The 14,408-nt window shown below is 37.5% G+C and carries 12 protein-coding genes; all 12 read right to left on the bottom strand.

What is annotated here, in order from left to right; all coding sequences use genetic code 11:
- Positions 1 to 2: 2 nt before the first annotated feature.
- The 12 genes from CA2015_RS16520 to CA2015_RS16465 all read right to left on the bottom strand — a co-directional run bounded on the left by CA2015_RS16520 (position 3) and on the right by CA2015_RS16465 (position 14,190).
- The gene (locus CA2015_RS16520; protein ID WP_048642899.1) at positions 3 to 467 is read right to left on the bottom strand and encodes an SRPBCC family protein; all 465 of its coding nucleotides are present in this window, start codon (positions 465 to 467) and stop codon (positions 3 to 5) included.
- Between the two features lie 15 nt (positions 468 to 482).
- Positions 483 to 797, bottom strand: coding sequence for an ArsR/SmtB family transcription factor (locus CA2015_RS16515; protein ID WP_048642898.1), 315 nt, complete (start codon positions 795 to 797; stop codon positions 483 to 485).
- A 494-nt stretch (positions 798 to 1,291) separates the two neighbouring features.
- On the bottom strand, positions 1,292 to 3,085 hold the full coding sequence (locus CA2015_RS16510; protein ID WP_084011839.1) for a right-handed parallel beta-helix repeat-containing protein: 1,794 nt from the start codon (positions 3,083 to 3,085) through the stop codon (positions 1,292 to 1,294).
- A gap of 462 nt (positions 3,086 to 3,547) precedes the next feature.
- On the bottom strand, positions 3,548 to 4,516 hold the full coding sequence (locus CA2015_RS16505; RefSeq protein WP_048642896.1) for a TIGR03571 family LLM class oxidoreductase: 969 nt from the start codon (positions 4,514 to 4,516) through the stop codon (positions 3,548 to 3,550).
- A 59-nt stretch (positions 4,517 to 4,575) separates the two neighbouring features.
- Entirely contained in the window at positions 4,576 to 5,514 is a 939-nt protein-coding gene (locus CA2015_RS16500; protein WP_048642895.1) for an aldo/keto reductase, read from the bottom strand.
- Positions 5,515 to 5,525: 11 nt separating this feature from the next.
- Entirely contained in the window at positions 5,526 to 6,734 is a 1,209-nt protein-coding gene (locus CA2015_RS16495; protein WP_048642894.1) for an MFS transporter, read from the bottom strand.
- Positions 6,735 to 6,760: 26 nt separating this feature from the next.
- Entirely contained in the window at positions 6,761 to 7,699 is a 939-nt protein-coding gene (locus CA2015_RS16490) for a cyclase family protein (protein ID WP_048642893.1), read from the bottom strand.
- A gap of 157 nt (positions 7,700 to 7,856) precedes the next feature.
- Entirely contained in the window at positions 7,857 to 8,954 is a 1,098-nt protein-coding gene (locus CA2015_RS16485) for an L-dopachrome tautomerase-related protein (RefSeq protein WP_084011835.1), read from the bottom strand.
- Positions 8,955 to 8,987: 33 nt separating this feature from the next.
- On the bottom strand, positions 8,988 to 9,470 hold the full coding sequence (locus tag CA2015_RS16480; RefSeq protein ID WP_048642891.1) for a cupin domain-containing protein: 483 nt from the start codon (positions 9,468 to 9,470) through the stop codon (positions 8,988 to 8,990).
- 118 nt (positions 9,471 to 9,588) lie between these two features.
- Entirely contained in the window at positions 9,589 to 10,161 is a 573-nt protein-coding gene (locus CA2015_RS16475) for a Crp/Fnr family transcriptional regulator (RefSeq protein WP_048642890.1), read from the bottom strand.
- 881 nt (positions 10,162 to 11,042) lie between these two features.
- Positions 11,043 to 12,023 (bottom strand): HNH endonuclease signature motif containing protein, encoded by a 981-nt coding sequence (locus tag CA2015_RS16470; protein ID WP_048642889.1) that lies wholly within the window; start codon positions 12,021 to 12,023, stop codon positions 11,043 to 11,045.
- Between the two features lie 634 nt (positions 12,024 to 12,657).
- Complete coding sequence (locus tag CA2015_RS16465; RefSeq protein ID WP_048642888.1) at positions 12,658 to 14,190, bottom strand: amidohydrolase family protein; 1,533 nt, start codon at positions 14,188 to 14,190, stop codon at positions 12,658 to 12,660.
- Positions 14,191 to 14,408 lie beyond the last annotated feature (218 nt).

Here is a 14,408-nt window from a genome sequence, read left to right as displayed (position 1 = left end):
ACTTATTTTAAATGGGTAATAATTTGCTCAAGCTTGTTATGCGCCATATTTATACCATAAGCAAATGGCAATTTTAACTGCTCTGAACGATGTTTTTCTGATTTGTAAATGACTTGAATGGTCAGTTTACTCGTTTCGTTTGTGATTTCCTCAAAGTTTAGAAACTCAAGCTGTACACCAATGGGCATGTTTTCCATTTCGAAAGTGCGTACGATTTCTTGATTCGGTACAACTTTGTGAATGGTTCCATGGGCCTTAAACATTACATTTCCACCATGAGACGTTTCGAACCGATAACTTCCGTGGTTAACATTTTCAAACTTAATCACTTGGGTGCCCATCCATTGTTCAATAAACTCAGATTCAGTGTATGCTTTATAAAGCAGCTCAACTGGAAGGTTAAATTCTCTTGTAATGGTAAGTTCTTGCTTGCCTTTAGGGGCATCAACCTGGGTTTTATGTTCCATAGCGTATTAGGTAATTTATTGGTGTTTTTTCATTACAGCCTCAAGTTTATTAAATCGAACGTCCCACATCTTTCTGAATGGTTCGATAAAATCTGCTATCTCCTTCATCCCTTCAGAATTGAGCTGGTAGTAAATTTCCCTTCCTTTTTGCTCTTGTTGCAATATTTCACATTCCGTAAGAATTTGAATGTGTTTTGAAATGGTTTGTCTTGAGTAATCAAAATTCTCCGCAATGGCAGTTGGAGTCATGGCACTCGCTGCGACCAAAGTGATGATAGCTCTTCTTGTTGGATCGGCTATGGCCTGAAATACGTCTCTTCTTAATTTCATTACGCAATTATTTGACTGCAAATATATACGCAGTTATTTGATTGCGCAAATGATTTGAATAATTAATTCAGATAAAGCCAAGATGGTTGATGCATCTTTTTAGGTTCTATTCTTATTTTTTCCTTTTATAATGAAGCTATGTTAATCCTGTATCAAATGTCTTTACACTTAAAAATTCCAATAGTTGTTCAGGTCTTCTTTCTTTAAATAACCCGGTGCCATTCCGACTAAAACGGGCACAATTGAAATAATGAGTTCATCGATTAGGTCGTTTTTCAAAAACTGGCTGAAGAAATGTAAAAACAGGTACGAACACGCAAGTCCTGAAAACTCAAAATCCCCCTAAAGGAAGATTTAACTTATCTGCTTTTTCTGTGTCTATTTCCTATAATGTAGAAAGTTTTCAACTTTCATGAATAAATCCTGAGTTCAATTCAGGTAGTTATAGTCAAATAGCTTATCCTTGGATAGCGTAGGCCCTTCCCCTTTTGGTTTTAATTGGTATTTTTAGTTTTAATATCTACCTGTCCGTATTCAAATACTTTATCATGAATTTTGGGCGGTGCAGAACTTATTATTTGATTGTTTTTTATTTCAGCTCCTCTGGGAATTGCCGGATCATCCCCGTGAATCTCTTGCAACCAGGGAAATCGTTCGCTCCAAGGGGCTTGATTGAAGGGGACTGCATTTAAGCGAGGCCACAAGGACAATTCACGATCGACAAGGTGCTGTTTAAACCAATCGTCATATCCTCTTGCATCGTACACAATGGATGCTAAAGGGCAATTTTTAATCGTGTTGTTGCTAATTTGATTAAAACGTCCACCACCTATTAATATCCCTGAAGGACTGTCTTCAATATGATTATTGACAACACTTATCCCAGAGGCCAAATCATCTAAATAAATGGCCCAATTGTGGTGGTGGCTTGCTTGTCCCAGTTCACTGATGGTGTTTTCCCGAATCACGGTTCCGCCCATGGTCCAGTCTCTACCGCAATAAATGGCTCCTGCGTCCGAAGTATTTAAACAAACCTTTCTGATTACATTTTCAGCAATCAAATGATCATTTCCGGAAAAAAGAATCGCATTATGGGGCGCAAAACTAATGTGGTTTCCTTTTACAATATGCCCTACCCCAGTTAATTTAACCGCAGGGGCATACGTTTTAACATGCCTTGAAAAATAACTAATGGAACAGTTTTCCACGAAATGGGATGCCTTTGTCAAAGTATTTTTATCTCCACCTGAAAGCAAAATACCGGCGTCTCCTAAATATTTAAGCGTACTATTGCTAACCCCACAATTAAATCCCTCAGTTATGGCTACGGCAGATCTGCCTAATCCATACATCTCAGCCTGTTCGATCACTACCGATTTGGAATTGGAAATATTGACAGCCAAATTATTATGGTATTTAAAATCTATATTTTCAATTTTGATTTGATTACAATCTTGTATCTCCAAAAGGGTAAAATCCTGATAGGCAATTTGAATGGATTCCACTTCCTCATCTGAAAAAGAATGAATAAAACGAATGGTTCCGGTATTGGGATTGTAATAATATTCATTTTCCGTATCCACATATTCCGGTTGATTGATCGCGTAAAAGAGTCCACCCGAAGGAGCGCCCATTCCATAATTGTGGGGAGCTGCAAGTTCAATTTCACCGGACTGGGGATTGATGGAATCCACCCGAATAATTTCGTCAGCCCATTTAAAAGTCCAGTACCCATTTAGAAACAAGGGCAATTCTTTGTTGTAATTTTGTATTAGTTGAGCAGATAAGAATTTCGGAGGTTCTTGCTTGGTTTCCTTATTTTCCGGCTTCTTACCGGCCCTAATGATTGAATCAGCTTGTATAAACCCTTCATTTGGGTAACGAGATATGGTCAATGGGATGCCTGCAATATAGATTTCCGGCCAACCTGCATAGCCCTTAAATGAATCCGACCAAGGGGGCATGATTAACTTTGGGTCAGTATACTCATACAATCCGCTGTCTTTATCCAGGCAGGTTAAGTTTTCTATTGGCAGGTCCATACTTGAAGTGATGGTTACACCATTCGGCGAATCTGCTTTGATCACCAGATTATCCACACCCGAGAGATGTAAGGGTTGCTCTATGACGTACTTTCCATCGGGAATCACCAAAACCGAATCCTTATTTTTAATGGCCAAATCAATCCTACTTTGCAAACTTTGTTGCTGATTACATGAAAAAAGGGAGAATCCGAGAATGATAATTAGGGTTAGTTGAAAGCATTGAGTTCTCTTGGTTGGCATCATTTTATATAGGATTTTACCATTGTTTATTTACTGCAGATAGGGAAGCAGAAGAGTAGCGCTTGCCAGTTTGTTCTATCCAAGCCTATAAAGATAATAAGAAGAAGCAAAATATAAATACCTCCTTTAACAAACCCTTCCCCGAAAATACGATGCAAATTATGCTACCCCTATGCCGCCAGCCTTATTGAATATAAATAGGTTAACGCTGGAATTATTGTTGTCACAACCATCACTTTAAAATCCCTATCCTACTCCGAAGCTTTTGGCTGGAAATTCTTCCTTCTCGACACCTCTACAATGTTTTATTGAAGTCTACCTTGAGCATTTCTCAGGGTTCAACAGCATTCAGAATAGGCTGTTCCTGCCGTCAGAATGATTAGTTATTGGCCATCCATTTTTAAATTAGGGATTTTTGTTCTTTGATTTTTTTTGAATCCTATAAATACCAGTAACAAAAAGTAGCTAAATGGTAACAAAATCGGGTAAAACAATTTCTTTAATTTTAGCTATAGCCTCATTTACTGGGGTTTCAGATTTTCTAAGGTTAATTGCCATATGGTTGACTCCGACATTTTCGTATTCTTTTAAATATTTGGTAAGATGATTAATACCTACTGTACCACCAAAACGATGTGGTTTGAAAGTAGCATTATCATTTGGGTCTAAGTTTAAATGTATGGCAGAAATATAAGGTTTAGCTGCTTGATCTTCATCATACAATGCACTACACCAATATTTTCTGTTTTCTAAAGTTTCTGCTACCGGTCTTGGGTAGTTAAACCAAGCTTGTGCATTTTTGGCGATCCAATCAATACTTTGTCCGGAATGACCAGCGACTACAAGCGGAATGTCTTTCTTCGGTTTTGGATAGACTTCAATACCGCTATTTAAAAAATCATACTTAGATTTTAAATTGCTATTAGTTTTCCAAGCTTCTTTAATGATATCAAGATTGTCTCTAAAGATTTCGGGTCTTTTATTATAATCGATATTGTACATCGGGAACTCCACAGGTCTGTCGCCCAATCCCAAGCCTAACAAAAGCCTACTATCACTTAAATTTTCTATGGTAGCAGCTGCTTTTGCCAATTTTATTGGCTGTTGCAAGGGCAGTACAATGGCTGCGGTACCCAACAAAATGTTTTTGGTAGCTGCAGATAAATAGCCCAAATATGGAAGCGTATCGAACAATTGTGCACCATCGCCAAAATTAGGATCATACACAGGAACGTCTCGCAACCATAAAGCAGCAAAGCCAGCTTCGTCAATTTGTTTTGCCAAAGCTAAATGATTTGAAATGTCTGGCACTCCAAAAGGTCTATTATCTTCCAAACGTTTACGGTTTCCATCTGATGACCAATCATTATCTAAAGGAAACTCTATACCAAGTGTCATTTTACCTGGTATATATAGTTTATCAAATTGATTCATAGTGTTATTTGTTTTTGAAATCATCAGGTATCTGTAAGGACACCTGATGATTTTCAAGATTAGTTATTCCAGATACTATCTGCGGTATATGGTCCATTTTCAACTTCCCAAAATTTACCATCTATAAAACGGTGTCCTTTATCTAAGTCCTTTAGTAACGCCATATCTTCTTCTGTAAGCGTATGGTTTAAAGTCTCTAAATTCTGAAGCAATCTTGCTTCATTAATAGATTTAGGGATTACGGCAACTCCTCTTTGAATGGTGTACGCCAATGCTACTTGTGCAGGCGACATATTTCTAGCGTTGGCAATGGATTTTATCCTGTCATTTTCCAGTAAGCGCAACGTGGTATTTTCATCTACTAACGAGCCCAAAGGCGCATATGCAGTCAGCAGAATATCGTTTTGAACGCAAAATGCTTTCAGCTCTTCCTGCTGTAAAAATGGATGCATTTCAACCTGATTCATCTCTGGTTGATGCACTGCAGTCGCCATTATTTCCTTAAGCTGATTTTCATTGAAATTACTCACGCCAATATGCCTTGCAAGTCCTTGTTTCAAAGTAGCTTCCATACCTTTCCAAGTATTGGTTAATGGCACTTCTGAAAGTGGAATAAAATCGGAAGCTTTCTCTGGCATCTCAGTTCCTTTTTTAAGAGCGACAGGCCAGTGAATTAGATACAGGTCTAGGTAATTGAGTTGTAAATCTTTTAAAGTTTGATTCAGCGCAGGAATCACGTTTTCTTCTCCGTGAAAGGCATTCCATAATTTTGAAGTCACCCATAAATCTTCACGCGTTACCAAGCCTTGTTTAACTGCTTCGGCTATGGCCTTACCCACTTCTTTTTCGTTTCCGTAGGCGGCAGCACAATCAATATGTCTGTATCCAATTTTTATAGCAAGAAGTACCGCATTGTACACTTCATTAGGTTCAGACCTAAATGTTCCTAAGCCTAAAATTGGCATTTCGTCGTTATTTCTAAATTTTAATGAAGTCATTATTATACTATTTATATTTTTTCTTTTTTGAATAAAACTAGGGTCAACAAGAATCCTATTATCACTAGGATACCACCTACCCAAGGAGTTGCTTCAATACCCAGATCTGAATCTACAACCATTCCCCCTACGTAGGCGCCAATAGCAATACCTACGTTAAATGCGGCAATGTTTAAGGCAGATGCTACATCTTCGGTCCCTGGTAGATATTTTTCAGCCATTTTCACGACATATAATTGCAATGCAGGTACGTTTGAAAACGCCAGTATTCCCATAAAAAACAAGGTTATAATTGCCAAAATCTGACTAGAAGCTGTGAAGTATAAAACAAACAATACTATTGCTTGAAGTGCAAACATGACTAATAAGGCTTTTCCTGGTTTGTTGTTAGATACTTTACCACCAATAACATTTCCTATGGCTATGGCAATACCATAAATTAAAAGAAATACACTGGTCATACCTGAAGAGAAACCGGTTACTTCTTCCAATAATGGCGTTAAATAGGTAAAGGTTACAAACGTACCACCATAACCAAATGCGGTAATGGCCAACACCAATAAAATAGACGGATTTTTAATCACTTTTAATTGGTCTATAAGACGTAGTGGTTCTGATTGTTTGATGTTTTGGGGTACCAATGCTAAACTAGCTACAGCGCCAATCGCTCCTAAAATGGCAACGCCTATAAAGGTTGCTCTCCATCCAAAATTTTGGCCTATGTATGTTCCCAAAGGCACACCGGTTACAATGGCTACCGTAAGACCTGCGAACATTATAGAAATGGCAGTTGCTCTTTTGTCTTTTGGCACTAAACTAGCGGCAATGGTAGAACCAATAGAGAAAAATACTCCATGAGCAAAACCTGTTACAACTCTCGATAAAAGCAACAATTCAAAACTTGGTGAGATTGCTGCTAATCCGTTACCAATAATGAACAGTAACATAATGCCCATTAATAACTGTTTTCTTGGAATTTTACCTGTTAAGGCAGTTAAAATAGGTGCGCCAATGGCCACACCAATAGCATATAAACTAACTAACAGTCCTGCTGATGTCAATGATGTACCTAAATCGTTGGCAACGGTGGACAGCAAACCTACAATTACAAATTCCGTTGTTCCTATGGCAAATGCACTTATGGTCAATGCCCATAATGCTGCCGGTAGACTCTTCTTTTTGACTACCGTTGTATCTCTATATATGGTTGATGTTTCCATAATTTCTAATAGTTTTTTTGATATTCTTATTTAATGGCAACAGGGTTTATTTGTACTTGTGTAGACCCTTCATATAAAGGATGACCTAATACAAAAAGGAATTCCCAAGCTTTATCTTCCACCAGTTCATCTACAAGAATATTTTCTAATACTTGTACACCGTATTCGGTGGCCATCATTTGATTTACAGGAAAAGAAAGTGAGCTGTTTTCGTGTGGCACCGCTTCAAAAGACCAATTGTCTGCACCTGCTGCAACAATTCCTTTTTTACCTAAATAATGCGCAGCTTCAGTACCAATTCCAGGCCCACCAGCTAAATAGCGTTTATCATCTTTACCCATTAATTTTGTCCATCCTGTGTAAAACAGAACCACATCTCCTTTACGGATTTCAATGCCTTGTTTTTTGGCTACTTTTTCAATGTCTTCAACTGTAAAAACTGTACCTTCTTTTACTATATCTTGATTGTAATAGGAGCGCATATCGAGGACAACACCTCTAGTGACTATAGGCGGTAATTTTTCTAAACCCAATTTTTTTACGCCGGAAACGGTTAAAAAATCTTCTACTTTATGTCCGTTATAATGCACATTGTCTCTACCGTAATGTGCCAATCCGTTTATTTGCGAACCAACACCAGTCCAGCCTATTAATTGATCGTCTACGTAGGTGAATTTGTTAGAACCCGCGGCAGCAGTTTCTGGCTGTAAGGTTTCGATATGAAAGTATCTGTGACGGAAAGCTGCCGTTTGTGCGTTTACCACCATTCCTAAGCGGTATACTTTTCCTTTTTTAACCAGTTTTACAGCGTCTAAAACAATTTCTTCATTTAAAAGATTAAGTGCACCAATTTCATCGTCTGCACCATAAGGTGATGTTGGTACTTGTTGCGCATTTGTAGTTAAAGCAATAAAAAGCGTGGCTACTAACGCAATTGTTTTTAATGTATTTACTATTGTTTTCATGTTGATATTTTTTTAAATTTCTTATGCAAATTTCCGTTTAAAGCAACGGTTGTGCGAGGATGTATATCACCATTTTAGAGTGACCTAAATCAATAAAAAAGGGTGATGTAGGTCACATTTAATGATGCGGATACATCACCCATTTTTTTAGAGATTCTTACTCTTGAATTTTTATTTTTAACACCAAATAAGGCGGCTTGCTCGCGTCTTTCCCTTCATTTAATAAGGGTAGATTATGAAGCTGATTTGCTACGATATACAAGTAGTCTCCGTGTATGGCAACACCATCAGGCCAAGACAAGTCTTTTTTAGATTGCACAATGGTTTTCATACCTGAAGGCGTACTTTCTACAATGGCTGAATTTTCAACATCGGTTACATAGACTTTACCGTTTGCACCCACTTTAAATCCGTCAGATTTTGGTTTGTTGGCATAAAACTCGATGTACTTATTCAGGTCTATATCTTGCTTACTTTCATCCGCTAAAACAGCAGAAGGTATGCGGTAAATTTTGGTATTTCCCATTGCACCATAGTAGATGTAATTGTTTTCATCATCAATAGAAATAGGATTTAAAGGATATCTTGGCTGAAGGGTAGTACCGTCTTTTCTTTTGTGAGAGACCAATCTACCGTGAATTTTCACAGGTTCATCGGAGGGTAAAAACGAAGGATTTCCTTCTAAAACACGTCTTATATAACCCGTTTCTAGATTAATCACTACAAAAGCTGGGGCAATCGGTGGATTTAAAGCATCGGTCATATCTGCAATTACAGCGGTGTTGTTTTTCACATCAATTACAAAATCCTGTAAAAAAGGTTTTGTTGACAATACCGTATTTGGAATAGGGAAAACCTTTGTTACGTTACCCGTAACCAAATCAAAACCAACCAATTTTGGAGCCTGATTTTGTTTTGCGTTACCCATATCCAACACCCAAAGAATTCCATTGGCATCAGCTTGAATTCCGATAGTTGAATTGATACCTTTTAGGCTTCCATTTTCAGGTTTTACTATCCATTCTTTATCGCCAAACGGAATGGCCTCTCCACTAGGCAAAATTTCTTTCACCATATATTTTGAAGCACTTAATGCGCTCATTGTTACAAATATTCTTCCATCATTGGATACGGTTATATTTCCTGGTCTTGATTCTGGAAATGTTGCTAGTGTTTCTAGCTGTGCTTGTGCAAACATTGAGTGATTCATCACAAATGCGAACAAGACTATTTTTATGATTGTTATAGTTTTCATCGTTATTGATTTTAAAAGGTGAATGTGATTTGATTAGTTACCTAAAAATTTCTTTTGGGTTGATGGGTCTACCCAGATAACATCGCTTGGATCTCTGGCAATGGCATCAAAAACAAGTACATCTAACGGTCCTTCTAAAATTTTTCCGTTACCGTGTGCTGTACCTTTACCCCAGAATAACAGGTCGCCTTTTCCTGCAACCACAGGACCTTTGTCAGCTACATAAAATTCTGCTTTGCCGTTTAAAATGTAGAGGTATGCATCAGATTTTGCGTGGTAATGCATAGGCACTTCATCATACAACCTAAAGACTCTAACACCTGCGTGTTCACGGTCTATTAGTCTAATGTCTTTGATGACTCCATTGTGGCTTTGAGGGAGTAGTTTAACGTATTCATCAATATTGATGATACCGTAGGAGTTACCCATTAAAGGTCTTTTGCCTTCTTGCGCATAGGCGTTAAAACCTATGGCGATCACTGTAAATAAAAGAAAAAATATTCTTGTAGTTTTCATAGTACATTGTATTTAATTGTTCGATACAAAATTCTATGAAAACCAAAGGCTGTGCGAGGACATACCTCACGAATTTTTTGTGAGGTACGTCAATTTTTAAAAGTGATTTAGCTCACTTTTAGCTGTTAAAACGACTTAAGGTTTCTCTGGATACGCCTAAATAGGAAGCAATTAATTTTTTAGGAACGCGTTGTATTAATTGTGGCAATTTGTTTACCAGGTATTCGTACCTGCTTTCTGCGGTCATAGTAAGTAAAGAAAGGATTCTTTGCTGAAGATTTATATAACCGTGGTTTGATTTAATTCTGAAAAAGTTGGCGACAGCAGGTACTTCTAAGCAAATCTTTTCCCTGTTCTCTAAAGACAAGCCGAAAAACTCGGAATTTTCAAGGCAATCCACAAAAATAGTCCCTGGTTCTTGATGTTGAAAAGCGCAATGATCGCTCACCCAATAGTTTTCCATTGCAAATTGAAGAATGTGTTCTTTACCTTTTTCGTCAATGGAATACGCTTTTACCAAGCCTTTAATAATCCAATACTCAAAATCCACAGGTTGCCCCACTTGAATTAAAAATTGGTGCTTTTTGAAGCGCTTATATTCAAAATGTGATTTTACAAAGTTCCACTCATCATCAGTTAAAGAAACTATTTCTTCAAAATGTTGTCTTAGTAAATGAAGTTTATCTTCCATATCGCAAATTTATTTTTTATTTCTGTTTATGGAAAGTTTGCCAGAGTTTAAAACAATCGATTAGTGTTACTTGTTTTCCAATAGGTGGGTAGAGTAGATCCTGATTGCCTACTTATTTTAATTCCCGATAAAGATAATAAGAAGTAAAGAATTAGCACCTCATCATCAAACCGGATCCTGTTAAATACAGGACAGGCCCCGGGGAGAACCGGGTAAACAATAACGTTTTCCCGAAATCGGGACCAAATCTTCCCCTTTTATTCCTAACTTACTTTGAAGACAAAATTTTTTTATATGCCATTTGCAATGGCTTCTGAAGACCCCTTTATATAAACAAATTGACAATATTTTGAATACTGTACTGAAATTGGAGACCCCATCCTAATCAACAGTACACTCGAGCAGCATTCATTAGCAATTCATTCAAGGATAGATTATTTTTAGTTATGGGAGAGGCTTATCAAATAAGAGATCAGGAAATCGAGCATGATGAAATCGTAATGCCAAAGGATGATTATCGTAGCGAGACTCCACCCCGGGAAACCGGGGCAAGTACTGACCACTAAAAAAAACTATAAACAGATGAAAATATGCAGGATTAGAAGGTTTGATAACCGTGGATCATTGGTAATTCCGTCCATTCCCAATTGCAAATTGGAAAGGATAGAAGGGTGTTTTGCAAACCTACACCCAGCTCACGAAGGCATAAACTACACCTAGGGGGGGCAGACATTACGCCTTGCTAATGCTTCGGCACAGGTTTTCATGCTCTATTAGTATTTAAATACCAGATGCCCATACTAGGCACACTGCATTCAGACTAGGCAGTTCCAGCCGTCAGAATGCTTAGTTATTATGGGCATAGTTTATATTCTTCTCGGTCAACAAATATCATCTATGGAATCACCACCCTCCCATTTTAATCCACGTTTAAGTGTGAATTGCTTCTTAGCGCCTTCTAACTGAAAAAACGTCCCTAAACTCTCATGAATGAAAAGGTGGTCATCAATTGAAACTTGTGCCAGCGACCATTCTTTTATTGCGCCAGGATGATGACACATCACTAGTAATACATCCGACCTTTCAGAAAGCGCTGCGCTAACAACTTTCGATTCACCAAAGTTATTACGTGCAAACACATCTCCTTCTTTGATACGTTGGTAATAATCTTGTAAGCCATTCTTTGTAGGATTAGAAGGACAAAGTGGAAACTCACTCGGCGTCTTCCAGCTTTTTTGAATTGCCCCAGATGTTTTAGACTCGATCAAAATTTCTGATGATGGTTCTTCGCTAAATTGTTCATTTGGTAATTCGTAGAGCCAATCTCCAAGTATACCTCCTGAAGGTATTTTACCACCATTTGCCCAATCAAGCAATCTTTGTCGTGAATGATCTGCTTCTTCCTTTGTGACCGCACGCATCCACTCTAATCTTGGATCAGGATTTCCTGATATAGGCCGAGTTGGGTCTTTTAAAAATTTCTCGATGCTACCATATGAAATCTTAATTCGACGTGCAGTTATAGGGTTTAATAAAATATTTTCAAGTCGAGTTACCCAGGCCAAATTTTCAGGTCGATTATTTTGTCGATTAGTATCAAAGTGGTCAACAATGTGGTCTTCTGACGGTTGTGGCCCATGAAACGCGGTTGCTACAATTCTATGCACTGTTTCAGATCCAATATTCCTATAGCCAGTTAACTTATTACGATTTCCGATAGTCCATTTTTCATCTAAAGGTCTTTTTCTTTTACCAGACCTTCTGCATCTATAAATAGCTCCATTATCCCTAACATGATATACTTCTCCACGATATTTGCATGTTTTTTCTATTTGAAATATGTCCAAAAGCTTATCATTCATATTTAATAGAATTTTTTCATAATTAGGAAGTAGAGTACAGCTTGATCCCCTACTTTATAAATACCTATAAAGATAATAAAATAATAAGAAGTTGAGGATCAAGGCCCTCTTAATCAAACCATATCCTTTTAAATACAGGAAAGTTTTCCTTCATACGTCTTATCGATAGCCTTCTTAGTTTGCTTTTCAGGTAAACCTACCCCGCGTTTGCACAATCCATTTATAACCACGCCACCCCTATGACTCCGGTAGACCATTGAACTTCGCATTAATGTTAATCCATGCGATGTTCCATGGTTTGAGACCTTCACCCCCCCAATCTACAGATACACTTCTCGAAGCTACTATTGGTTGATGTGTGGGTATTTTAGCTTGCACAGTTGAGACTATCGAGCTTTGGCGAAACGTTCACTAAATTTAATGTCTGATTTCTTCAGGTTGAACAGTCAATTGACCTGGTAGGATTTACACCTACTGGGTAAGTGCCACCTCGTGTAGGACAAACGGTAAGTGAATGATTTGGTAAAGGATTGCGGAACTCAAACCTATCCATTTACCCTCCAACTTTGAGGCGAGTGATACTGCTCGAAAACCTATTAAACCCTTACAATCATACTCATCGTTGTAGGCAGTTTCATATAGTCATGTACATTAGCACCCCCCATATAAGTTTTGCAGACATCAATAGCCCAATATTTCTAGAATTTGTTTTTCGTATTAATCGAACTATTTCGTCATTATCTAAATAAACGCCATTATAGACAATTCCATGTATATCTTTAAGACTTGAAATATCTTTAATTGGATTTTGGGAAAGAAGTATTAAATCTGCCATTTTACCTTGATCAACTGTTCCGTATTTATCCTCTAAAGCAAAATATTCGGATGGATTAAGGGTTGCCGTCTTAATGACATCATAATTAGAAATGCCAGTTTTTGACATTTCTAGTAACTCATCAATTAATGAAGTTCCTGGTAGTTCTGGTACGTCAGAGCCTGCCAATATTTTAACTCCGCAGGTGTTTGCAGTTTTAGTAATTTCTAGCCCTTTTATATAAAACTCCCTATAAACCTTCCTTGCATTAGATGTTGTGTCTTCTTGTAAGGTAGCGTCTAAATCCTCAAAGGATAAAAATCTAAAGATTGGGTTGATATTATCGTACCTTGACCTAAAGTCTTCTCCATCAGCAAAGGCATCAGACCTTCTAGTAAGATGTGTAGGGCAATAATAAGTCTTATTATTTTTTAAAGCCTCTAAATTTGCTGCCAATAGCAGTGTATCGTGCTCATCGAGCATTCTTTGCCTAAGTGTGGTATTATCGCTTCCCTTCGGGTTATCACTATTCCTGAGTTCTTGCGAACCTTTAAAACTATCCCATATTAAGAATCGAGCATGTTCAATGCTTTTCATACCTGCATTAGCTGATTCAATAGTACTTACGCGAACAGGTTTATGACCAGCTACCTCAATTCCCCTAATTTTTGCTTCTTCCATCAATGTGGAAAATGCCTCTTTAGAAATATTGTTGTAAGGTTTAATCGTGGTAATTCCTTGAGACTGAAAATGCTTCACTAACATTCTAGCCTGTTCACTGTTTGAGCAATTAAAGTATTCAGGTGAATTGTTAAACATTGAACTCGGTCCATCTATTGCAATGCTCGGAATATTGTGAATATATGGTCCAAGCAAATCATTATTTGCGACCTTTTTATTCCATTTTTTTATTCGCTCTGGAGTAGATGCAAAGTGATCTCTATTGTTATAGGCTCCTCGCATTTCTCGAATATGCATGATGCCATTTATTACAAATTGGGCATATGCACTATTTGGAGACTGTTTATTTAGATGAGTATGCATATCCCACAAAGCAGGGATCAAATATTTATCCGTCCCATCTATAATTTTACAATCACCTTGCGCTGATTTAAATGGTTCTGAATCTATTCTTTTTATTTGATTTCCTTCAACCAATAAATACTGATTTTCAAGAATTGTATCGTTTTTTAGGTCTACGATATTTATGTTTTCTAAGATCAATCGAGAATAATTCTTTTCAGGGAAATTAATAGGCTGGTAGGGTACAAGAACTGCCACAAAAAACAAGCTTAGACAACCTAAAGTTGCTACCGCAACATATTTTAGGATTTGTAAAAATTGTCCTTTCATAGTCTTAATTGATTAGTAGAGTAGATCCTGATTGCCTACTTATTTTAATTACCGATAAAGATAATAATAAGCGGAACAATATCAGTCCCTTTATCAAACCGGATCCTGTTAAATACAGGACAGGCCCCGGGGAGAACGGGGTAAACAATAAAGTTTCCTTAAAATCGAGATCAACACTTCCAATCTACAGGTACAACTTCTCGGAGCCACTAATTGGT

The sequence above is a fragment of the Cyclobacterium amurskyense genome, from assembly GCF_001050135.1.
Classification (GTDB): domain Bacteria; phylum Bacteroidota; class Bacteroidia; order Cytophagales; family Cyclobacteriaceae; genus Cyclobacterium; species Cyclobacterium amurskyense.
Note: the sequence above shows the minus strand (reverse complement) of the source record. Positions and strands in the feature narration are given on the sequence as shown.